This is a genomic window from Kibdelosporangium aridum (assembly GCF_900176515.1).
GTDB lineage: Bacteria > Actinomycetota > Actinomycetes > Mycobacteriales > Pseudonocardiaceae > Kibdelosporangium > Kibdelosporangium aridum.
Map to the genome: position 1 here is coordinate 502190 of NZ_FWXV01000009.1, position 22241 is coordinate 524430.

General features: G+C 66.9%; 24 protein-coding genes, 1 tRNA gene and 1 rRNA gene. 19 read left to right on the forward strand and 7 right to left on the reverse strand.

The genetic code is table 11. From position 1 onward, the window contains the following. Window positions 1-254 precede the first annotated feature (254 nt). Window positions 255-1208: a sigma-70 family RNA polymerase sigma factor gene (locus B9C43_RS40535; protein ID WP_143446930.1), complete on the forward strand. Its 954-nt coding sequence runs from the start codon at window positions 255-257 to the stop codon at window positions 1206-1208. On the opposite strand, the gene B9C43_RS40540 is transcribed toward B9C43_RS40535, so the two are convergent. Further along, complete coding sequence (locus tag B9C43_RS40540; RefSeq protein WP_084432808.1) at window positions 1209-2291, reverse strand: J domain-containing protein; 1083 nt, start codon at window positions 2289-2291, stop codon at window positions 1209-1211. A gap of 63 nt (window positions 2292-2354) precedes the next feature. Between B9C43_RS40540 and B9C43_RS57850 the strand changes: the two genes are divergently transcribed. Further along, entirely contained in the window at window positions 2355-2588 is a 234-nt protein-coding gene (locus B9C43_RS57850) for a hypothetical protein (protein ID WP_200825912.1), read from the forward strand. Between the two features lie 16 nt (window positions 2589-2604). Next, window positions 2605-2964 (forward strand): hypothetical protein, encoded by a 360-nt coding sequence (locus tag B9C43_RS40550; RefSeq protein ID WP_084432741.1) that lies wholly within the window; start codon window positions 2605-2607, stop codon window positions 2962-2964. Here the strand turns inward: B9C43_RS40550 and B9C43_RS40555 are convergent. Then, complete coding sequence (locus B9C43_RS40555; protein WP_143446931.1) at window positions 2921-3574, reverse strand: HSP18 transcriptional regulator; 654 nt, start codon at window positions 3572-3574, stop codon at window positions 2921-2923. The genes B9C43_RS40550 and B9C43_RS40555 overlap by 44 nt on opposite strands. A 109-nt stretch (window positions 3575-3683) precedes the next feature. Here B9C43_RS40555 and B9C43_RS40560 point away from each other — a divergent pair, with 109 nt between their 5' ends. Continuing rightward, window positions 3684-4118 carry an Hsp20/alpha crystallin family protein gene (locus tag B9C43_RS40560; protein WP_033391160.1) on the forward strand — a complete coding sequence of 145 codons (435 nt, stop codon included), beginning with the start codon at window positions 3684-3686 and terminating at the stop codon, window positions 4116-4118. A gap of 56 nt (window positions 4119-4174) precedes the next feature. Here B9C43_RS40560 and B9C43_RS57050 read toward each other — a convergent pair. Together B9C43_RS57050 and B9C43_RS40565 are read right to left on the reverse strand one after the other, a co-directional pair. Beyond that, window positions 4175-4260, reverse strand: a tRNA-OTHER gene (locus B9C43_RS57050). Between the two features lie 57 nt (window positions 4261-4317). Continuing rightward, on the reverse strand, window positions 4318-5406 hold the full coding sequence (locus tag B9C43_RS40565; RefSeq protein WP_235039134.1) for an MBL fold metallo-hydrolase: 1089 nt from the start codon (window positions 5404-5406) through the stop codon (window positions 4318-4320). Between the two features lie 57 nt (window positions 5407-5463). Here B9C43_RS40565 and B9C43_RS40570 point away from each other — a divergent pair, with 57 nt between their 5' ends. After that, window positions 5464-6894 carry an amidohydrolase gene (locus B9C43_RS40570; RefSeq protein WP_084432743.1) on the forward strand — a complete coding sequence of 477 codons (1431 nt, stop codon included), beginning with the start codon at window positions 5464-5466 and terminating at the stop codon, window positions 6892-6894. Window positions 6895-6911: 17 nt separating this feature from the next. On the opposite strand, the gene B9C43_RS40575 is transcribed toward B9C43_RS40570, so the two are convergent. Together B9C43_RS40575 and B9C43_RS40580 are read right to left on the reverse strand one after the other, a co-directional pair. After that, window positions 6912-7991, reverse strand: coding sequence for a serine hydrolase domain-containing protein (locus B9C43_RS40575; protein WP_084432744.1), 1080 nt, complete (start codon window positions 7989-7991; stop codon window positions 6912-6914). 103 nt (window positions 7992-8094) lie between these two features. Continuing rightward, entirely contained in the window at window positions 8095-8925 is an 831-nt protein-coding gene (locus tag B9C43_RS40580; RefSeq protein WP_084432745.1) for a LysR family transcriptional regulator, read from the reverse strand. 64 nt (window positions 8926-8989) lie between these two features. Here B9C43_RS40580 and B9C43_RS40585 point away from each other — a divergent pair, with 64 nt between their 5' ends. Then, window positions 8990-9676: an SDR family oxidoreductase gene (locus B9C43_RS40585; RefSeq protein WP_143446932.1), complete on the forward strand. Its 687-nt coding sequence runs from the start codon at window positions 8990-8992 to the stop codon at window positions 9674-9676. A gap of 1 nt (window position 9677) precedes the next feature. On the opposite strand, the gene B9C43_RS40590 is transcribed toward B9C43_RS40585, so the two are convergent. Further along, entirely contained in the window at window positions 9678-10184 is a 507-nt protein-coding gene (locus B9C43_RS40590; RefSeq protein ID WP_084432747.1) for a TIGR03086 family metal-binding protein, read from the reverse strand. Between the two features lie 109 nt (window positions 10185-10293). On the opposite strand from B9C43_RS40590, the gene argC reads away from it, so the two are divergent. The 13 genes from argC to B9C43_RS40655 all read left to right on the forward strand — a co-directional run. Further along, entirely contained in the window at window positions 10294-11322 is a 1029-nt protein-coding gene (argC, locus tag B9C43_RS40595) for an N-acetyl-gamma-glutamyl-phosphate reductase (RefSeq protein WP_033391168.1), read from the forward strand. Next, window positions 11319-12491, forward strand: coding sequence for a bifunctional glutamate N-acetyltransferase/amino-acid acetyltransferase ArgJ (gene argJ, locus B9C43_RS40600; RefSeq protein ID WP_084432748.1), 1173 nt, complete (start codon window positions 11319-11321; stop codon window positions 12489-12491). The genes argC and argJ overlap by 4 nt, the downstream gene beginning before the upstream one ends. Continuing rightward, window positions 12488-13372, forward strand: a complete 885-nt coding sequence (argB, locus tag B9C43_RS40605; RefSeq protein WP_033391170.1) for an acetylglutamate kinase — start codon at window positions 12488-12490, stop codon at window positions 13370-13372. The genes argJ and argB overlap by 4 nt, the downstream gene beginning before the upstream one ends. Continuing rightward, on the forward strand, window positions 13372-14532 hold the full coding sequence (locus tag B9C43_RS40610) for an acetylornithine transaminase (protein WP_084432749.1): 1161 nt from the start codon (window positions 13372-13374) through the stop codon (window positions 14530-14532). Before argB ends, B9C43_RS40610 begins: the two co-directional genes overlap by 1 nt. Then, entirely contained in the window at window positions 14529-15455 is a 927-nt protein-coding gene (argF, locus tag B9C43_RS40615) for an ornithine carbamoyltransferase (RefSeq protein ID WP_084432750.1), read from the forward strand. The genes B9C43_RS40610 and argF overlap by 4 nt, the downstream gene beginning before the upstream one ends. Continuing rightward, window positions 15452-15949, forward strand: coding sequence for an arginine repressor (locus tag B9C43_RS40620; protein ID WP_084432751.1), 498 nt, complete (start codon window positions 15452-15454; stop codon window positions 15947-15949). The genes argF and B9C43_RS40620 overlap by 4 nt, the downstream gene beginning before the upstream one ends. Before the next feature lie 60 nt (window positions 15950-16009). Then, complete coding sequence (gene argH, locus B9C43_RS40625; protein WP_084432752.1) at window positions 16010-17413, forward strand: argininosuccinate lyase; 1404 nt, start codon at window positions 16010-16012, stop codon at window positions 17411-17413. Further along, window positions 17413-18003 carry a VOC family protein gene (locus tag B9C43_RS40630; protein ID WP_084432753.1) on the forward strand — a complete coding sequence of 197 codons (591 nt, stop codon included), beginning with the start codon at window positions 17413-17415 and terminating at the stop codon, window positions 18001-18003. Before argH ends, B9C43_RS40630 begins: the two co-directional genes overlap by 1 nt. Then, the gene (locus B9C43_RS40635; RefSeq protein WP_033391179.1) at window positions 18000-18611 is read left to right on the forward strand and encodes a DNA-3-methyladenine glycosylase; all 612 of its coding nucleotides are present in this window, start codon (window positions 18000-18002) and stop codon (window positions 18609-18611) included. The genes B9C43_RS40630 and B9C43_RS40635 overlap by 4 nt, the downstream gene beginning before the upstream one ends. Next, on the forward strand, window positions 18536-19594 hold the full coding sequence (locus B9C43_RS40640; protein ID WP_084432754.1) for a cytochrome P450: 1059 nt from the start codon (window positions 18536-18538) through the stop codon (window positions 19592-19594). The genes B9C43_RS40635 and B9C43_RS40640 overlap by 76 nt, the downstream gene beginning before the upstream one ends. Further along, a complete protein-coding gene (locus tag B9C43_RS40645; protein ID WP_084432755.1) occupies window positions 19591-20238 on the forward strand; it encodes a Rossmann-fold NAD(P)-binding domain-containing protein in 648 nt (215 codons plus the stop codon). The genes B9C43_RS40640 and B9C43_RS40645 overlap by 4 nt, the downstream gene beginning before the upstream one ends. Window positions 20239-20269: 31 nt before the next feature. Next, window positions 20270-21544, forward strand: a complete 1275-nt coding sequence (gene tyrS, locus B9C43_RS40650) for a tyrosine--tRNA ligase (RefSeq protein WP_084432756.1) — start codon at window positions 20270-20272, stop codon at window positions 21542-21544. A 518-nt stretch (window positions 21545-22062) separates the two neighbouring features. Further along, window positions 22063-22241: ribosomal RNA gene (locus B9C43_RS40655) — 16S ribosomal RNA — on the forward strand; the annotation flags it as partial.

Consider the following 22241-nt stretch of genomic DNA (forward strand, 5'->3'; position numbering starts at 1 on the left):
GGGGCCTTGATTAATTGGCGCGCGCGTTCGCCCTGCTCAGGGCTACAATTTTAAGCGGACCTGACCTGTTCGAGTGATGCTGACCGGCACAGGCGTCATGCGCCCATGTGTCGACCGTCCCATACGTGGAATACCTAGCAGACAGGTACCGTTGAACGCTGCGTAACCGGCAACACCGGTGTACCCCGTTCGCCACCCCGAGCCGATCCAAGGCGGCGTGGGGTAAGACCTGCGCGCCCTGAAAGGGGGAGACCATGTCCGTCGAGACGACCAAGGCCCTCGTACGCACTCGCGAAGACGCCGATCTGGTTGGATACTACCTGGCCGAGGTCGGAGCGACACCACTGCTCACCGCTCAGCAGGAAGTCGAGCTCTCCAAGCGTATCGAAGCCGGACTTTACGCCACCGAGCTGCTGCGCCGCCACGCCGATGGCGAGGAAATCGCGCACGACCCGGCCGAGTTGAAGATCATCGCCCGGGAGGGCGTCAAGGCGAAGGACCACATGATCCGCGCCAACCTGCGGCTCGTGGTCTCCCAGGCCCGCAAGCGTTCGCAGGCTGGCCTGCCGATGCTCGACGTCATCCAGGAAGGCAACCTCGGCCTGATCCGGGCGGTCGAGAAGTTCGACTACTCGAAGGGCTTCAAGTTCTCCACGTACGCCATGGCCTGGATCAAGCAGGCGATCGGCCGTGGCCTTGCCGAGCAGACCCGGACTGTCCGGCTGCCGGTCCACGTCGTGGAGGAGCTCGCGAAGTTCCGCCGGGTCGAGCGCAAGCTGGAGACCAAGCTGAACCGCGATCCCACGCCGGAGGAGCTGGCCGAGGAGGTCGGCACCACCGCCGAGCGGATCGTCGAGCTGCGGCGCGCCGGGCGCGACGCGGTCAGCCTGGACACCCCGGTCGGCGAGGACGGCGACTCGAAGATCGCTGACCTCGTGCCCGACGCGGAAGCGGAGAACGCGGCCGAGATCCTCGAGCGTGAGGAGCTCTACGGTGAGCTGCGCAAGCAGATCGCCACGCTCCCGCAGCGCGAGGCGTTGATCATCTCGTTGCGGTACGGCCTGCACGACGGCCACGAGTACACGCTGCAGCAGGTGGCCGACCGGATCGGGCTGACCCGTGAGCGGATCCGCCAGCTGGAGAAGCACGCTCTGGCCGAGCTGCGGCACCCGAGCCGCAACCAGAACCTGCTGGCACTGGCGGGTTAGTCAGTTCACCACCTGGGCGAGCAGGGCCGTGAAGGCCTTTCTGTCCACTGTGATCGGATCGGCGGCCAGCCAGCCGCCGATCTCCCTGACGAAATCACCGGGAACCATCGGCGGGATCACCGCGCCCGCGTAATCCGTGGTGATCTCCCCGGGCCTGCTGGGATACAGCAGCACCACACCCCGCACCTCGAGCTCCGGCCACTGCGCCCGGAAGGCCGGGATCTGCTCGATCAGCTGAATCGACCCTCCCCTGAACGGGTGGTCGTTGCGCCAGACCTCACCGTCCTCGTCGACGTCGTAGTGCCCGGGCAGCCACATCTTCGATTCGATCAGCACCAGCCTGTGCCCGCACAGCACCGCGTGGTCCACGTCCGCGAACACGGATCCCGGCTCGGCCAGGCCGTGGAAAATCCGCACCGCGGGCAGCCGCGTGAAGTACGTGGCCAGCACGTTCGCCGTGAGCCGTGCCGCGCGGTGGTCGGTGCCCGTGCCGGGCGTTCCGTAGATCTGGTTCGCGCCGAACCGCGCCATGAACGCCTTGTGGGCCGTGCGTCCGTCGAGATGCCGCCGAACCGATTTGAACAGCACGGCACCGGACGCGATCAGCGCGAGCAACCAGATGACCAAAAGCGGGATCGGGGGCGCGACCAGCAGCAACGCCAGCAGCATGATCACCCACCCGGCGACAGCGGCGGCCAGTATCGGCGGGTCCGGCTTGATCGGCGGCGCCGTCACCGCCTGCGCCACGGTTACGCTGTGCCACCACGGGATCGTGTCGGCCGGGATCTCGGCCAGCGCCGGGACGTAGTTCGGGTCATCCCGCACGATCTTGCGCGCCACCCGTCTGACGGGCGCGGGTGCGGGAGGTTCTTCGTCTTCTTCGTCCTCGTCGCTGTCGTAGTACGCCCGGCGCTCCGGGTCGGACAGCGTCTCGTACGCCTCGCGGAGCAGGCGGAACGTTCCCGCGGTGCCGCCCGCGTCGGGGTGCATTACCTTGGCCAAAGCCCGGTACGCCGACCTGATCTCGCTGGCTGTGGCGTTCTCGTCGACGCCAAGCAGTTCGTAGTAGTCGACGTTCTGCACGTGCACAACGATATTGGGTCCCGGTCGCGCTCAACGAAACGGGCCACTCACAGCGTGTGGGGTGTGAGGAGCTATGAGGGGGCGGCCGTGACGTTCGAAGAGTTCGCCGAGGCCCGGACACCGGGCCTGCTGCGCTACGCCACCGTGCTGACGTGCGATCCGCACCTGGTGCCTTTCTCGCCGGAGGCGTTCGCCGAACTCGGCTTGGTGACAGGAGATTCCGCGGCCCAGTACGACGAACGGGACCTGTTGCTGCGCGACATCGCCGCGTTGCCCCGCAAGCAACGGGTATCCTGACGGGGACGCGGCGTTCGTGTGGCCACTCGAATTCACGTGGCTTCCACAACACTCGCAGCCAAGCGGGTTCAGTGTCTTCGGCACCACCCCGGAGCAGGTGGATGTGGGCGCGACCGCACAGACTATTCCGCCGACACTCCAGCAAGGCGTCTCGGTGAACATCCGCTCGCGGGATCCGAGGGAAGGCCCACCCGGAGGCGAGCCGGTGACCGTGCGCGGCAAGCAAGGCCTGTTCATCTCGGGCGAGCTCTCGGTGGAGCTCGAGCCGGGACGGTGGCTGGAGGTCAGGGGCCCGCTCTCGCAGCAGGATCTGGTCGACATCGCCAACGGGATCAGGATCGGCCCGTTGCAGTACCCCTGGATCGGGACGCGTTAGACGCCGTCCGCAGCTGGTCGGCTTGATCGGTCAACGAACCGATCCGGTCGGCCAGCTCAGGGTGGCTGGTACGCAAGCGATCCCGTACCGCCGCGAGTGGTGCGAGCAGCGCGGTCGGGTCGTCATCCGACAGTGCCGCAGCGAGTTTGCGTGGACGCATGCCCGGCAGACCCATGATTTGTCCGGCCAGCTGGCGCAGTACTGCCGAGTTCTTGCGAGCCCATTCGCTGACCGCGCGGTCGGCTGCCCTTTGGTCACGGACCTCCCGAACCCGTTCCTCGCCAACGGATGTGCCCGATGGCAGGGGACTCAGGCGCAGATAACGGCGCTCCGCGGCCTGCCTGCTGGCCAGGCCGAGCGCGGGCGCGATCGCCGCCCAGCTCGTGCCCAGTTCGCGCGCCGCGGTGATGAGTTCCGGTTCCCAGCGCGCGAGGTCGTCACGTAACTGCCGCAGGACAACCAAAGCAGCGAGCAGTTCGGCCGATGTCGGGCGTTCGCCGCCCTCGGCGACGCGCTGCACCAGGCTCATCGCGTCCGCCGCGGACGACTCCGAACCCGAACCCCAGCCCTGATCGTCCAGGTAGCGCCGGGCTTCGTCGTAGCTGTCCATAACGTCATCATGATGATGACATTGCCTCTTGTCAACGGACTGACGACAGTGCTACAACATAGGTACGTGCGTGACAACGACACCAAGAAAACCAAGGGAGGGTTCGACAATGTTGATGCGCACCGACCCGTTCCGTGAGCTCGACCGGTTGACCCAGCAGTTCTTCCAGCCCGCCGGGACATGGACGCGGCCGGCGTCGATCCCGATGGACGCCTACCGGGACGGGGACCACTTCGTCGTGCACTTCGATCTGCCCGGTGTCGACCCCCAGGCAGTCGAGCTCGACGTCGAACGCAACGTGCTGACCGTCAAGGTCGAGCGGCGGCCCGCGCACAAGGGCGAAGTCCAGATGCAGGTGTCCGAGCGCCCGCTCGGCGTCTTCTCGAGGCAGCTGTTCCTCGGTGACACCCTGGACACCGAACACATCGACGCCGCGTACGCCAACGGTGTGCTGACGCTGAGGATCCCGATCGCCGAGCGCGCCAAGCCGCGCAAGATCGAGATCTCGGCCGACACCGAACAGAAGCAGATCACCACTAGCTGAGAAATCCACACAGGACAGTGAAGGGGCCGGCCCGCGACGGGTCGGCCCCTTTTTCGACTCGCCAGCCGGAATCGAACCGTGCGTCCTCTCCTGCGCGGTGCTGCCACCGGCCTGAGTGCTCTCCCACTTGAGCTATGGCGAGGGCCATATTCTCACTCGACTATGCGTCCCTTCTCTACGCCCTTTCGAGTGCATGTCATCAAAGTGTCTGCCACCATCCGTCAACCGCGGGCGGGGCGTCGATGTCCACTCGTTCACCCGGTTTGGGGACAGCGAGCGTCACATCCTGGGCTTTTGCCTCACGCCACAAGCGATCCACGGGTTCGGCCCATGCGTGCGGCGCCAACGTGAAAGTGGCCCAGTGCACGGGAATCAGCACGTGCGCCTGCACGTCCATATGCGTGGCCACGCCTTGCTCGGGCGTCATGTGGATGTCGGGCCACATCGGGTCGTACGCGCCGATCTGCACGAGCGCCACGTCAAACGGCCCGTGCTGCGCGCCGATCCGCGCGAAACCGTCGAAATATCCCGTATCTCCGCTGTAGAACACGCGGCGCGTCGGGCCGGCGACGACCCACGACGCCCAGAGTGTTCCATCACGTGAGAAGCCCCGGCCGGAGAAATGCTGCGCCGCGGTGGCGGTCAGCCGCAGTGGACCGGCCGTCACGCTCTCGTCCCAGTCCAGTTCGACGATCCGGTCGGCCGGCACCTGCCAGCGTTCCAGGTGCGCCCCGATTCCCAGTGGCACAACGAATGGCGCACTCTGCGTGCGCACGAGGGCACGCACCGTCGGGAGGTCGAGGTGGTCGTAGTGGTCGTGGGAGATGACGATCGCGTCCAGCGTGGGCAGCTGCTCGATCGATACGGGTACGGGGTGTAGCCGACGCGGGCCCACATGAGCCGAGGGTGACACCCGGTCGCTCCACACTGGATCGAACAACACACGCGCGCCGTCGAGCTCGACGAGCGTGCTCGCGTGTCCGTACCAAGTCACGTATAGACCGTCAGTGCGGGCGTCGTCACTCGACTGTGCCACAAGCGGGACTGGGCCGCGTGGCTTACGGCGATCCTTGTCGGCCCGGTAGCGCCGGATGAGGTCACCCGCGTCACCGTTCGGCGTCGTCTGTGTTGGGTGTTCGTTACGGAACTTCCCATCACGGAACTGCGGCGACCGCCGCATACGCTCAGCGCGCTCACCACGCGGCGCGCCACCCATGGCCGACGGCACGCCCCAGGCCGCCCTGGCGAGCAGGCCCGCCGCGGTCAGGCACAGTGCGGTGCGGACCATCCTTTTCATACGTCCCACCAAGTCAGAGTACCTTTGTCCACGTGTAGCGTGACGAGCGTGACCGCGTTACTACTGTGTGATGTCCAACTCGGGCTCGGCGGCCCGAGAGTGGATGTGGCCGTGACCGACGGGCGTGTCTCGGCGATCGGGCCCGGCTTGCCCCGCGAGGGTGAGCTCATCGACGGCCGTGGCGGAACGGTGTTGCCCGGCCTGGTGGATGTCCACGTGCACATGACGCAGTGGGCCAGTTCCCGGCGCCGTATTCCCTTGGCGCATGCGAAATCCGCGGCCGAGGTGGTGGGCACGATCGTCCGGGAGAGCGCTGCGAAGCCGGGCGAACTGGTGATGGGCCACGGTTTCCGTGACGGCGCCTGGCCTGACGTGCCGCACAAGGACCTGCTGGAGCGTGCGCTGCCCGGCCAGCCTGTCGCGTTGTTCAGCAACGACTTGCACACGCTCTGGCTCAGCCCGGCGGCGCTGCGGTTGATTGGCCGCGAGCACCCGACGGGCGTGTTGCTGGAGAACGATTGCATGGCCGCGACGGCCGAGCTCCCAGCCGCGACCGACGAATGGGTCCTGGAGGCGACCGATGCCGCCGCAGCCCGTGGCGTCACGGAAATCGCTGACTACGAATACAGCGACACTGTCACCGATTGGTTGCGACGATTGGCGTTGCGGCAGCTCGGTGTGCGTGTGTCCGCGGTGATTTCCCGGCCGCTGCTGGACACCGCGATCGAACGCGGGCACCGCACCGGCGAGCTGATCCCGGGCGCTGACGGAATGCTGAAGGTAGGGCCGTACAAGCTGTTCGTGGACGGCTCACTCAACACGCGGACGGCCTACTGCCACGACCCATACCCCGGTCAGAACACGCACGGTCTGCTCGAGCTGCCGTTCGACGAGCTCGTCCCGTTGATGGACAAGGCGTCCCGGCACGGGATCAGCCCCGCTGTGCACGCCATCGGCGACCGCGCCAACACGATCGCGCTGGACGCCTTCGCCAAAGTCGGGTGCGCCGGCCGGATCGAGCACGCGCAACTCGTGCACCCCGACGACCTTCCCCGGTTTGCTCAGCTAGGCGTGATCGCGGGCGTGCAACCCGCACACCAGCCGGATGACCGGGACGTCGCCGACCAGCACTGGACCGGCCGTACCGCGAACGCTTTCCCATACGGCGCTTTGCTAGCCGCAGGAGCGACACTGGAAATCGGCTCGGACGCGCCGGTCTCGCCACTGGACCCGTGGGACGGGATCGCCTCGGCGGTGAGCCGGACCGACGACGGCCGCCCGGCGTGGCATCCAGAGCAATCGATCGCTTTGGACATCGCGCTGGCCGCGGCCAGCCGGGGTCGTCGCAGTATCCAGGTCGGCGACGTGGCCGACCTGACGGTCACCGGGATCGATCCAGGAACCCTTGCGCCGCACGAGCTTCGGGAGATTCCGATCGTCCTGACGATGGTCGGCGGACGGCTGACGCACGTCGGCTAGTCGTGCCATTGTGGACTTCACATGTTCGCCGAGAATTCCCAGAACTCCTCGATGTACTGGGGTGAATCGGCGTCTTCCACAGCCAGTTGCGTCAGCAGGATCGCGATCTGCCCGGTTGACGGGACGATGTACGCCGAAGTCCCCGTACCGCCGACCCAGCCATAGCGGCCGGGCACGTTGCCTGCGACCCGGTGGGTGAGGTCGACCGAGCCGCCGAAGCCCCAGCCTTGTCCTTGCAGGAAAAGCTCGCCGCGCTCGCGCTGCTCGTCGGTGAGGTGGTTGGTCGTCATCAGCTTCCTGGACTCGCCCGCGACAAGGGTGTCGTCGAGCAGCGCGCGACCGAACTTGAGCCAATCGTCCGCGGTCGACACCAGCCCGCCACCACCCGACGGGAAGGCCGGCGGCGTGCTCCACTGCCCGTCCGGAGCATCAGCAAGGACAAGCCCGCCGCGGTAATAGCTGGTGAACCGGTGGATCTTCGCTGGTGGAACCCAGAAAGCCGTGTCCACCATCCCCAGCGGTTCGAAGATCCGTTCGGCGAGGAAGTCAGGGAACGACAGACCGGACACCCGCGCGATCAGCACCCCTTGGAGGTCGGACGCGGCGTGGTACAGGAATTCCTCGCCGGGCTGCGCGGCCATCGGGATGCCCGCGAGCTTGGCCACCCACTCGTCCGGCGGGGGCGGCGCCTGCACGTCGCGGCCGTCCCAGCCCATCACGTCGCCGAACATGCTCACCGCAGGCCGGTCGAACGGCGCCGCGAACCCATACCCGGCCCGGGAGGTCATCAGGTCGAACACGGTCAGCGGGCGTTGCGCGGGCACCACGTCGTCAACCGGGCTTTCCGGCGTTCGCACGACCTTCGGGCCGGCCAGTTCCGGCAGCCACTTGCCGACGGAATCGTCCAGGGCGAGCTTGCCGTCCTCGACCAGGAGCATGACCGCGGCGGCGGTGATCGGCTTGGTGATCGACGCGATCCGGAAGATCGTGTCCCGCTCGACCGGCCCGAACGTCCGTACGTCGACGTCGTCACCGCGGGCCACCAGCGTCACGACACCCGGCAGCTTGCCGGAGTCGACGTAGTCCTTCAGGTCCATGTCAGCTCAGACCTGCCCTTCGGGAAGAACTCATCGGTTGAGCCCACTGCATTCAAGACTGCGAACACGGTGAAATCCAGCGGTGACGAAATAAACCGCCTGGTCAATTCACAGCGGCCCGTGCCGTCTCGATGAACTGGGCAAGCCTGGACGACCGGTTACCTGCCTGCCAGAGGATCAACGTCCGGTACGGCGTCGCATCGGTCACCGGCCGGTACGTCACGTCCGGCCGGACGTTCATCGCGGCCAGCGACGCGGGCACCAACGCCACGGCCTGTCCGAGAGCAACAACCTCCAGCAACTGAGCGCTGTCCTGAACGACAGGGCCGTCAGCGGGACGAGCGGGATTTCCAAGCCAGTACTCGCGGTCGACGACCCTCGGGTCGCTCCACCGCGGCGCAGGCTCGGCAATCAAGTCGGCGGTGCTGAGGACCTCGCGCATGGCCAACTCGTGTCCCGCGGCGAGAGCCGCAACGCGTGGCTCGGCCGTCAACGGCTCGACCTCCAGACCAGAGCCGTCCACGCAAGCAGCGATGGCCACGTCCGCGCGACCGTCGCTAACCATGTCGGCCTGTTCCCCGAATCCGCTCACCACAACGCGGATCTCCGGAACCTCCGCGCGGATCCGCTGCAGCAAACGCGTCGCCACACCTGGCTTAGCCGTGACAACGAGTTCACGTTGCTGCGTCCGGCGCACCGCGGATTCGAGAGCGCCGAGGACCACTGTGGCTTCCTTGCGGAGAACGACGCCTGCCTGGGTCAGCGTCAGCCGGGGACCCGAGCGGTCGAAGAGCACAACACCCAGCCGGCGTTCCAACTGACGGATGGCCCGCGACAGCGGTGGCTGTGCGATTCCGAGCCGCTCAGCCGCGCGGGTGATGTTCTTCTCGTCGGCCACGGCGCAGAAGTAGCGCAGTTCGCGGATCTCGGGCATACCGCAAGGGTATGGCGCACTACCCGATCGGTCTTTCCGTTACGGCGCAACATCGGCTGGGGTTGTGGGCATGAGCGAAGTAGCACTTGTCACTGGTGGCAACAAGGGCATCGGCCGGGAGATCGTCCGTCAACTGGCCGGACGGGGCTTCACCGTCTACCTCGGTGCCCGTGATCCGCAGCCTGTCGAGGACGCCCGGGTCGTGCGGCTTGATGTCACCGATGCCGCGTGCGTGGCCGAGGCGGTCAGGACGGTCGAGATCGAGGCCGGGCGGCTGGACGTGCTGGTCAACAACGCCGGGGTGATGCTGGAGTGGGGCGTTGAGGTCACCGCGGCACTCATGCGGGACACCTTCGAGGTCAACGTCTTCGGCGTGGTCACGGTGACGTCGGCCTGCCTGCCGTTGCTGCGCCGCTCCAGCAACCCGCGGATCGTCAACATGTCCAGCGGGCTCGGGTCACTCTCGATGCTGAGCGACCCGACAACCCGAGGCTTCCTTGCGTACGGCGCGTCCAAGGCCGCCCTCAACGCGCTGACACTGATCTACGCGAACGCCTTGCGGGCCGACGGAATCAAGGTCAACGCTGTCAGCCCAGGCATGGTGCCGACCGACCAGAACGCGGCAGCACCTTTCCCGCGTGGCGAGCGCACCACGGCTGATGGCGCTGAAATCCCGGTTTCGCTGGCGACGATCCCCGCCGACGGGCCCACCGGCGTCTTTCACGGGCCGGACGGCGTCATCCCGTGGTGAGTCACGGCATGCGACCGGTGATCGCGACGATCCGGTCGGTCAGCGGGGCATCGGGCGCGACATCGACCGAGGGGCCCCACAGTCCCGGGACCGGCGCCTTCGGGACGAACTCGGCCACGTGGTCGTAGCACGCCCGCAGCGTGTGTTCCGGCAAGTCGAAGGGCTGGCCGGTGGCCTTGGCGAGGTCCCAGGCATGCACGACGATCTCCGTGAACGCGATCCGGCCCCACACCTCGTGGGGCAACTCCACGCCGGCCGCGGCGCTGATGCCCTCCCAGGCTGATGGCTCGTCCCATGCCTTGCCGAGCGCGAGCACGTGCTCGGCGACGCTCGGGCCGGGGTCGGTGATGCCTGCCATCGCGGCAAATCCGACCGCTGCCTCGTCGACATGGGCGATCAGGTCGGCAACGGTGTACTCAGAGCACGGTGTGGGGTGGGTGAGCTGGTCATCGGTGACGCGTGCCAGCAGGTCGGCCATGTGGTGGCACGCGGGCTTGAAGTCAATCACGACAGTGCAGACCCGCCCCGGCCCGAAGACTCATCGGTGGTGCGCCGATGGTGTGATCTCGGACCATTATCGATTGAGTGACTTTGCATGCTTGTGCATAATCATCCATATGACTGTACGGGTAGGGGTGGCGGGAGCGAGCGGATACGCGGGTGGTGAGGTGCTGCGCCTGCTGCTCGGGCATCCCGATGTCCAGATCGGGGCGCTGACCGCCGGTGCGAGTGCGGGCATGACGCTCGGCCAGTACCAGCCGCATCTGCTGCCGCTCGCCGACCGCGTGCTCGGTGACACCACGGTCGAGCAGCTCAGCGGGCATGACGTCGTGTTCCTCGCGCTGCCGCACGGCAAGTCCGCCAAGATCGCGGCCGAGCTGGGGGAGGACACCCTGGTCATCGACTGCGGCGCGGACCATCGGTTGGAGGACCCAGCGGCCTGGCAGCGCTGGTACGGCGGCGACCACGCAGGCACCTGGCCATACGGCCTGCCGGAGCTCGCGGGGCAGCGGGAAAAGCTCAAAGGCGCGAAGCGTGTCGCGGTGCCCGGGTGCTATCCGACGGTCTCGTCGTTGGCCTTGGCTCCTGCGTTCAAGGACGGTCTGGTCGAGCCCGAAGCCGTCATCGTCGCGGTGTCGGGCACGTCGGGCGCGGGCAAGTCGCTCAAGCCGCATCTGCTGGGTTCCGAGGTGATGGGCTCGGTCAGTGCGTACGGCGTCGGCGGTACGCATCGGCACACCCCGGAGATCGTGCAGAACCTGAGCAAGGTCGCCAACGAGAAGATCTCGGTGAGCTTCACGCCCGTTCTCGCGCCGATGCCGCGCGGCATCCTGGCCACGTGCAGTGCCACCCTCAAGCCGGGCAAGACCCTCGATGACGCCCTTGCCGCGTATGACAATGCATACGCCGACGAGCCGTTCGTGCACGTTCTGCCGAGCGGGAGCTGGCCGACGACCGGTGCCGTGCTGGCGTCCAACGCCGTCCAGTTGCAGGTCACGGTCGACCCGGATTTGCGCAGGCTGATCGTCGTCGCGACGATCGACAACCTGACCAAAGGCACCGCCGGTGCCGCCGTGCAGTGCATGAACATCGCTCTCGGGCTGCCCGAGACGACCGGGCTTTCTACTGTGGGAGTCGCACCGTGAACCGTGACAAGGGTGTCACCGGGCCTGCCGGATTCCGGGCCGCCGGGGTTGCCGCGGGTATCAAGGCGAATGGCGCTTTGGACTTCACGTTGGTGGTGAACGACGGCCCGAACAACGCGGCCGCGGGCGTGTTCACCACCAACAAGGTCAAGGCCGCGCCGGTGCTGTGGTCCCAGCAGGTGCTCAAGGAGCGCAAACTCAAGGCCGTTGTGCTCAACTCCGGCGGCGCGAACGCCTGTACCGGCCCTGAAGGCTTCCAGGACACACACGCCACCGCCGAGAAGGTCGCGGAAGTCCTTGAGTGCGGCGCGATCGAGGTGGCGGTCTGCTCGACCGGCCTGATCGGTGAACGCCTGCCCATGGACAAGGTTCTGTCCGGTGTGGACACCGCGAAAGCGAGCCTTGACAACACCGTCGAGGCCGGGTTGAACGCCGCGACAGGCGTGATGACCACGGACACCCGGCCAAAGCAGTCGTGGAAGGCACACGAGCAGGGCTGGTCGATCGGCGGCTTCGTGAAAGGCGCGGGCATGCTGGCGCCCAACATGGCGACCATGCTCTCGGTGATCACGACCGACGCCGACGTCGACAAGGACACCCTGGACGCCGCGCTGCGCAAAGCGACCTCGAACACGTTCGACCGCCTCGATGTCGACGGCGGAACGTCCACGAACGACACCGTGCTGGTGCTCGCCTCCGGTGCGTCCGGGATCAAGCCGGCCGGCGAGGACTTCGAGAAGCTGCTCACCGAGGTGAGCGCCGACCTGGTCAAGCAGCTGCAGGGCGACGCGGAAGGCGTGACGAAGGAAATCTCGATCACCGTGACCGGCGCGGCGACCGAGGCCGAGGCTGTCCACATCGGACGGATCGTGGCCGAGGACAACCTGGTGAAGACCGCGCTGTTCGGCTCGGATCCGAACTGGGGCCGGATCGCGATGGCGCTCGGCCGGGCACAGGCGCAGATCGACCCGGACCAGCTGTCCATTGTGATCAACGGGATCCGCGTGATGGACAAGGGAACCCGCGGCGAGGACCGGTCGAACGCGGACCTGTCCGGCCGGGACATCGACATCATCATCGAACTGGCGCTTGGTCAGGGCGCAGCGACCATTCTGACCACTGACCTTTCGCACGACTACGTCGAAGAGAACAGCGCCTATTCGTCATGAACAACAACGCGGACCGCAAGGCTGCGGTGCTCATCGAGGCTTTGCCGTGGCTACAGGAGTTCCACGGCGCGCTCGTGGTGGTCAAGTACGGCGGCAACGCCATGGTCGACGACGAACTCAAGCAGGCTTTCGCCCAGGACATGGTGTTCCTGCGACTGGCCGGGCTGCGGCCGGTGGTCGTGCACGGCGGCGGCCCTCAGATCGGCTCGATGCTGTCCAAACTCGGCATCGAAAGCGAGTTCCGCGGCGGCTTGCGGGTCACCACACCGGAAGCCATGGACGTGGTACGGATGGTCCTCGTCGGCCAGGTCGGCCGCGAGCTCGTCGGCCTGATCAACGCGCACGGCCCGTACGCGGTCGGAATCTCCGGTGAGGACGCGCATCTGTTCACCGCTGAACGTCGCGGCTTGGAGATCGACGGCGAGGAAGTCGATCTCGGCCTCGTCGGCGACGTGGTGACGGTCAACCCGGCTGCCGTGGAGGACATCGTCGCGGCCGGAAGGATTCCGGTCGTGTCCACAGTGGCCCCGGACGTCGACGGCATTGTGCACAACGTGAACGCCGACACCGCGGCGGCCGCACTGGCCGTCGCGTTGAAGGCACGCAAACTTGTCGTCCTGACCGATGTGGAAGGGCTGTACAAGAACTGGCCGGACAAATCGTCGCTGGTGCACCGGATCGGCGCGGTCGAGCTGGAGAAGATCCTGCCGGACCTGGCAAGCGGCATGGTGCCGAAGATGGAGGCTTGCCTGCGCGCGGTCCGTGGCGGGGTGCCGCAGGCACACGTGATCGACGGCAGGCTGGCGCACTCGGTGCTGCTTGAGGTGTTCACGAGCGAAGGTGTCGGCACGATGGTGCTACCTGACGAAGGGGAAGCGTGATGACGCTCCAGCAGCGGTGGGAAGCCGCGATGATGAACAACTACGGCACGCCGAAGTTGGGACTCGAGCGAGGCGAGGGCGCGTACGTCTGGGACACCGACGGCAACCGATACCTTGACCTGCTCGGCGGAATCGCGGTGAACGCGCTCGGGCACGCGCACCCGGCGATCGTGGCCGCGGTGACCGAGCAGATCGGCAAGCTCGGCCACACCTCGAACCTGAACATCAACCTGCCTGCCCTGGAGCTGGCCGAGCGCCTGCTTGACGTCGCGGGCGTCGAAGGCAAGGTGGTGTTCACCAATTCCGGCGCGGAAGCCGTTGAGGCGGCGCTGAAACTGAGCCGTCTGACCGGGCGCGCCAAACTGGTCTCGACCGATGGCGGTTTCCACGGCCGCACCATGGGCGCGCTCACACTGACTGGCCAGCCGCCCAAGCGCACCCCGTTCGAGCCGCTGCTGCCTGGCGTCACGCATGTTCCCTTCGGCGACGTGGCCGCGCTTGAGTCCGCTGTGGACGGTGAGACCGCCGCGTTCGTCGTCGAGCCGGTCCAAGGCGAGCAGGGCGTCGTCGTGCCGCCAGAGGGATATCTCCAGGCGGCACGGGAGATCACCGCGAAGCACGGCGCGTTGCTGATCCTGGACGAGGTGCAGACCGGCGTCGGACGGCTGGGCACGTGGTTCGCGTTCCAGCAGTTCGGTGTCGTGCCTGACATCATCACACTGGCCAAGGGCCTCGGCGGTGGATTGCCGCTGGGTGCGTGCATCGCGTTCGGTGACGCGGCGAACCTGTTCCAACCAGGCCATCACGGCACGACCTTCGGCGGCAACCCGGTGTGCGCCGCGGCCGGCCTCGCCGTGCTGAACACGATCGCCTCGGACGGTCTGCTAGACCAGGTTTCCTCGGTGGGCAAGGAAATCGCCGCCGGAGTGGAAGGGCTGGAGCACCCGCTGGTCGGCGGTGTCCGCGGGGCCGGGCTGTTGCTCGGTATCATGCTGCGGGAGAAGGTCTCCGCCGCCGCCGCCGCGAACGCCCAGCAGGCCGGATATCTGATCAACCCGATCCAGCCGGACGTGATCCGGCTGGCACCACCACTGATCCTCGATCACGACGACGCCGCGCGGTTCGTGGCCGACTTGCCAGCAGCTTTGGAGGGATTGTGACCGTCCGGCATTTCCTGCGTGACGACGACCTGTCACCGGCCGAACAGCTCGCGGTCCTCGACCTCGCGGCCGAGCTGAAGCGCGACCCGTTGGGGCCCAAGCCCTTGGCCGGTCCGAAGAGCATCGCGGTGCTGTTCGAGAAGAACTCGACCCGGACCCGGCTGTCGTTCGAAGTCGGCATCGCGCAGCTCGGCGGTCAGCCGATCATCGTGGACGGCCGGATGATGCAGCTCGGCCGTGAGGAGACCATCGAGGACACCTCGCGCGTGCTGTCGCGTTACGTGCACGCCGTGGTGTGGCGGACGTTCGCGCAGAAGCGCATCGACGCGATGGCATCGGTGTCCAAGGTCCCGGTGGTCAACGCGCTGACCGACGAGTTCCACCCGTGCCAGGTGCTGGCTGATCTGCAGACCATCCGGGAGCGCAAGGGAAAGCTCGCCGGGCTGACGCTGACCTACCTCGGCGACGGCGCCAACAACATGGCCCACTCGTTGATGCTCGGCGGTGTCACGGCCGGCATGCACGTCCGACTGGTTGCCCCGGAAGGGTTCCAGCCGCAGGACGACTTCGTGGTGGACGCCAAGAAGCGGGCCGCGGAAACCGGTGGCAGCGTCACGATCCTGACCGATCCGGACGAAGCGGTGGACGGCACGGACGTGCTGGCCACCGACACGTGGACCTCGATGGGCCAGGAGAACGACGGCCTTGACCGCGTGACGCCGTTCCGTCGCCTGCAAGTCAACGCTTCGATGCTGGAACGTGCCGCGCCGGAGGCGATCGTGCTGCACTGCCTGCCCGCACACCGCGGCTGGGAGATCACCGACGAGGTGCTCGACGGCCCGGCCAGCGCGGTGTGGGACGAGGCGGAAAACCGGCTGCACGCGCAGAAGGCACTGCTGGTGTGGCTGCTGGAGCAGTCGTGACCACCGCGGGCACCCGGGTCGCCAGGCAGGCGCGGATCGTCGAGCTCGTGTCCACAATGGCCATCCGCAGCCAGACCGAGCTGGCCAAGATCCTTGCCGCGGAAGGCGTCGAGGTCACCCAGGCGACGCTCTCGCGTGACCTCGACGAGCTCGGTGCGGTCAAACTGCGTGGCCCCGACGCGGGCGCGCCCGTGTACGTCATCCCGGAGGACGGCTCGCCGGTGCGCGGCGTGCAGGGCGGGACGACCCGGCTGACCCGGCTGCTCGGCGAAGTTCTCGTCTCGGCCGACTTCTCGGCCAACCTGACTGTCCTGCGCACCCCGCCCGGGGCCGCGCAGTTCCTGGCCAGCGCGATCGACCGGGCCGCACTGCACGAGGTGGTCGGCACGATCGCGGGCGACGATACGGTGCTGGTGATCGCCCGCGAGCCGCTCACCGGCTCGGACCTGGCCGATCGCTTCAGCACGATGGCAGGCCTGAAAGACCCCTCGTGAGTGGTTGGCCGGTTGTGACCGGACAGTCCACTCACGAGCTTTGACCAGGGAGTTTGCACAGTGAGTTCGTTGTGGGGCGGCAGGTTCGCCTCTGGCCCGGCCGACGCGATGGCGGCGCTGTCCGCGTCCACGCACTTCGACTGGCGGCTGGCCAGGCATGACATCGCCGGGTCACGGGCGCACGCCCGCGTGCTGCACCGCGCCGGTCTGCTGACCGATGACGAGCTCGAAGGCATGCTCAAGGCGCTGGACACCCTGGAGGCCGACGTGGTCTCCGGCGCGTTCACCCCGACCATCGCCGACGAGGACGTGCACACCGCCCTCGAACGTGGCCTCATCGAGCGGGCGGGACCGGAACTCGGCGGCAAACTCCGGGCCGGGCGGTCGCGGAACGACCAGGTCGCGACGCTGTTCCGGATGTGGCTGCGGGACGCCGCCCGCCGGGTCGCCGCCGGAACCCTCGACGTCATCGACGCGCTGGTCGCCCAGGCCACGCAGCACGACACCGCGGTGATGCCGGGCCGCACGCACCTGCAGCACGCCCAGCCCGTCCTGCTCGCGCACCACCTGCTGGCCCACGCGCAGTCCCTGACCAGGGACATCGAGCGCCTGCGCGACTGGGACGCCCGCGCGGCTCTGTCGCCGTACGGCTCGGGTGCGTTGGCGGGTTCGTCGCTCGGCCTCGACCCGGCGGCCGTGGCAGCTGACCTGGGCTTCGACGGTCCGGTCGAGAACTCGATCGACGGCACGGCGTCCCGTGATTTCGCCGCGGAGATCGCGTTCGTGCTGGCCATGCTGGGCGTGAACCTGTCGAGGATCGCCGAGGAAGTGATCATCTGGACCACCGCCGAGTTCCGGTACGCGGTGCTCGACGACGCGTGGGCCACCGGCAGCTCGATCATGCCGCAGAAGAAGAACCCGGACGTGGCCGAGCTGACCAGGGGCAAGTCAGGACGGCTGATCGGCAACCTGACCGGCCTGCTGGCGACGTTGAAGGCGCAGCCGCTGGCGTACAACCGTGACCTGCAGGAAGACAAGGAGCCGCTGTTCGACTCGGTCGAACAGCTCGAACTGCTGCTGCCCGCGATCGCGGGCATGGTCGGCACGCTGACGTTCGACACCGACCGGATGGCCGAGCTCGCGCCGCAGGGCTTCACGCTCGCGACCGACATCGCCGAATGGCTGGTCCGCGAGGGCGTGCCGTTCCGGATCGCCCACGAAGCCGCTGGTGCTTGTGTCCGCGCGGCCGAGGCCCGCGGTGTCGGCCTCGACGAGCTGACCGACGCCGAATTCGCCGAGATCAACGCGAACCTCACCCCGGAAGTCCGGGACGTGCTGACCGTGTCAGGGTCGATCGCGTCACGTGACGCTTACGGCGGCACCGCGCCCGATAGAGTCGCCGAGCAGCGCGAACGTCTGAACGTCCGGCTCGCCGAGCACAGGACGTGGGTGAGGGGAACGTAGTGGCTCTTGATCATCTCGTGTACGCCGTGCCGGACCTGGCTCTCGCGGGCGACTTAGGCATCGACCTGAGCGAAGGCGGCCGTCACATCGGCCGAGGCACCCGCAATCTGCTGGCCGACCTGGGCGACGGCGCGTACCTCGAGGTGATCGGGCCCGATCCGGACCAGCCGGAGCCTGACCAGCCACGGCCGTTCGGCATTGACACGCTGACCGAGCCGAAGCTGGTGGCCTGGGCGGTCAGGGTGAAGGACATCGAGGACGTGGTGGAGCGTGCGAAGGCCCAGGGCTACGACCCTGGGCCGGTCGTGCCGATGTCCCGCGAACGCCCGGACGGCGTGTTGCTGCAGTGGCAGCTGACGCCGATGCTCCCGGGCCTCCTGCCGTTCCTGATCGACTGGGGCAGCACACGCCACCCGTCGGAGGATGCCGCGCAAGGCGCGCAGCTGGAGCTGTTCCAGATCTCCGATCCCAACCCGGATGACGTCTACAAAGGACTGAAGGCGCTCGGCCTCGACTACCCGGTGGCCAACGGGCCGACCGGACTGCAAGCCACCATCAGGACACCGAACGGTGAAGTGGTCCTGCGGTGAGGCAGCTGACTCGTGACGAACTGGCCATCGATCCCGTTGACGCCTCGAAGCTGCTGCTCGGCAGCGTGCTCGAATCCCATAGCCCGCAAGGGATTGTCCGGGTCCGGCTGGTAGAGGTCGAGGCGTACCGGGGTGGCGACGATCCTGCCTCGCACTGCTACCGCGGCCGGACCCCGCGCAACGACGTGATGTTCGGGCCGGCCGGCCATCTGTACGTCTACTTCGTCTACGGCATGCACTTCTGCGCCAACATCGTCTCGCTGACCGACGGCGTTCCCGGCGCGGTGCTGCTCCGCGCGGGCGAGGTCGTCGACGGCATCGACCTGGCCCGCACCCGCAGGCCGAGCGCACGCAACGACTCCGAGCTGGCCAAAGGCCCGGCCAGGCTGACCGGTGTGCTGGGCATCGACCGTGCGCAGAACGGCGTCGACCTGACCAGCCCCGACTCGCCGGTCCGGATCTACGAAGGGGAGCCGGTCGCGGAGGTCTACAGCGGGCCACGCGTCGGTGTGGCCGTCGCGATGGACGTGCCATGGCGGTTCTGGGTGGATTCGCCCGCGGTGAGCACGTACCGCCGCGGCGGGAAACGGACGAAGCAAATCTCGTGAAGATCACGCTGCCAGACGGCTCAACGGCATGGCTGGTCACTGACTTCGACGCCGTCCGCGCTGGCCTCGCCGATCCGCGGCTGTCGTTGAGCCGCGCCAACTCCACTGGCGGGTACACCGGCTTCAAACTGCCGCCCGCACTGGACCGGAACCTGCTCAACCTGGACCCGCCCGACCACACCAGGCTGCGCAAACTGGTCGCGGGCGCGTTCAGCGGACGCCAGGTATCCGGGATGCGCGACAAGATCCAGGCGACTGCTGACAGGTTGCTCGACGGCCTGACCGGCACGGTCGACCTGATGGCTGCGTACGCCGCGCCGTTGCCGATCATCACCATCGGCGACCTGCTCGGCGTGCCGGCCGATCGCGTCGAGGAGTTCCGTGGCTGGACAGACGCGATGATGACAACCGCATCCCGCGATGCCATCGCCAGCATGTACCAGTTCATGCTCGACCTGATCGCGGCCAAGCGGACAACACCCGCCGACGACCTGATCTCGGCGATGATCGAGGCCCGTGACGGTGCCGAACGGCTGTCGGAAGAGGAACTGCTCTCGCTGGCGTTCCTGATTCTCCTGGTCGGCCACGAGAACTCCGTGCACCTGATCGCCAACAGCATCCTCCGTCTGTTCGACGGCCCTGCGGACACCGAGGAACTGCTCAGGGTGGCCAACCCGAACCTGCACGCGATCCGTCGATTCCCCACTGAGGACGTCGAAATCGGCGGCGAGACCATCCCAAAAGGACAGACAGTGCTGCTGGGCATCCAGGCGGCCAACGAATCCTCGACGCAGCACCTGACCTTCGGTGCGGGCATCCACTACTGCGTCGGCGCGCCGCTGGCCCGGATGGAACTCGAGATCGCGGTCGAGACACTGTTCCGCAGGTTCCCGCATGCGACGCTCGCAACGGACACCTTGACGTGGCGGGAGTCGTTCCGTAGTCGTGGACTGCGGGAGTTGCCCGTTACGCTCACGTCGTGAAGGTGATCGTCTACGGCGCCAGCGGCATGGTCGGGTACGGAGTCCTGCGGGAATGCCTTCTGGATCCGGACGTGGAGCAGGTGCTGTCGGTCGGCAGGCGGCCGTTGGGCCAACAGCACGAGAAGCTGACCGAAGCCGTGCTGCCTGACCTCACCGATCAGTCCGCGGTCGACTTCGCCGGCTACGACGCGTGCTTCTTCTGCCTGGGCGTCAGCTCGGCGGGAATGAGCGAAGACGCTTACAGGCGCGTCACGTACGACATCACCATGGCCGCGGCCAACCCACTGCATGAGGCCAACCCGGATGCGTGCTTCATCTACGTGTCCGGGATGGGCACCGACAGCACTGAGCAGGGCCGCACGATGTGGGCGCGGGTGAAGGGCAAGACCGAGAACGACCTGCTCAAGCTGTATGCGAACGCGTACATGGTCCGGCCGGGCTTCATCGAGCCCAAGCACGGCGCCACGTCGAGCACGACCGCCTACCGGATTGCCTACACGATCCTGCGCCCGGTCTTTCCGCTGATCAGGCGGATGAAGGCGGTGACGAGCACCGAGCAGATCGGCAAGGCCATGCTGGCGTTGGCCAAGCACGGCGGCGACAAGAAGATCTTGTACCCGCAGGACATCAACGCCGTGCGATAACCCCTCGACGCGGTGAGGGATGATGAGGACCGTGAGTGAGCACATCCTTGATGAGTTGTCCTGGCGCGGCCTGATCGCGCAGTCCACCGACATCGACGCCCTGCGCCGTGATCTCGACTCGGGCCCGCTCACCCTCTATTGCGGCTTCGACCCGACCGCACCCAGCCTGCACGCGGGCAACCTGGTCCCGCTGCTTGGCCTGAGCCGGTTCCAGAAGGCCGGGCACCGGCCGATCGTGCTGGCAGGCGAGGCGACCGCGATGATCGGCGACCCGCGTGACACCGGCGAGCGCCCGATGAACGCCCTGGACGTGCTGGCCGAGTGGACCGAGCGGATCCGCGGTCAGCTCGAACGGTTCGTCGACTTCGACGCCTCGCCCACGGGTGCGCTGATCGAGAACAACCTGACCTGGACGGCGAACATGCCGGTCCCGACGTTCCTGCGGGACGTGGGCAAGCACTTCTCGGTCAACGTGATGCTGGCGCGCGACACGGTCAAACGCAGGCTCGAAGGCGACGGCATGTCGTACACCGAGTTCAGCTACCTGCTCCTGCAGTCGAACGACTACCTGGAGCTCTACCGCAAACACGGCTGCACGCTGCAGATCGGCGGCCAGGACCAGTGGGGCAACATCATCGGCGGTGTCGACCTGGTCAGGAAGGTCGAGCAGAAGAGCGTGCACGCGCTGACCGCGCCGCTGGTCACGGACTCGCAGGGACGCAAGTTCGGCAAGTCCACCGGTGGCGGGAACGTGTGGCTCGACCCGGCTATGACCTCGCCGTACGCCTGGTACCAGTACTTCGTGAACGTCGACGACGCGGAAGCGCTGAAGTACCTGCGCATGCTGACGTTCGTGTCCCGTGAGGAGATCGACGAGCTCACGCTGCAGACCGAGGAAAAGCCGCAGATGCGTGCCGCACAGAAGAGGCTGGCCCAGGTCTTCACCGATCTCGTGCACGGGGAGAAGGAGACCCAGCAGGTGATCGCCGCGTCGCAGGCCTTGTTCGGCCGCGGCGAGCTGCGTGAGCTGGACGCCGGCACGCTGGACGCGGCCATGTCCGAGGTCCCGACGGGTGAGGTACGGCTGGCTGACCAGCCGACGATCATCGACGTGCTGGTGGCGAGCGGCTTGGTCGCGGGCAATGGGGCTGCGCGGCGGACCGTCAGTGAGGGAGGCGCGTACGTGAACAACACGCGTATCGCCGCTGATGACTGGCGTCCGACGGCCGATGACCTGCTGCACGGCAAGTGGCTGGTGGTCCGTAAGGGCAAGCGCAACATGGCCGGAGTCCGTGTCTCACCCTGAACGGGTAGTTCCGTAGCACAGGCCGTCAGTCGGTACGACTGGCGGCCTGTTCGCATGTTTGCCCAGGTCATGGGCGGATTTCATGGTCAAAACCGGGACCGGGAAACAAGTTGGTGTGACGGGCGACACACTTGCATACTGGCTGAGGTCCGATAGCGTGGCGGTAGCCCCGTTGTAGGGCCGCTCACCTGCGGCTTTGCTCCGCAGCGGGGCTTGAGGGGCGCGATTTGACCTCTCACTGGCAGGCGTGTAACTTATTCCAAGTCAGCGCGGAACGGGCCCCGGAAACCGGGGGACGAGCGCAAGACCAAAAAAACTTAGAAGTAAAGCCTTCTGAAGGCGCCGTTGACGCGGCCTCTGATGAATGTGCGTGTGTTGTTTGAGAACTCAACAGTGTGTCGATCTATTGAAAGCCAGTAGAGCTTTTATTTGAACCTCGTCTTGAGGTTCCTTTGAGATGGACAGATGGACCAGATTGGTTCTGGTTTGTCAGGACGTCGAATTTTTCAACTAGAGCATTGTTGGAGAGTTTGATCCTGGCTCAGGACGAACGCTGGCGGCGTGCTTAACACATGCAAGTCGAGCGGTAAGGCCCTTCGGGGTACACGAGCGGCGAACGGGTGAGTAACACGTGGGTAATCTGCCCTGCACTCTGGGATAAGCCCGGGAAACTGGGTCTAATACCGGATACGACTTG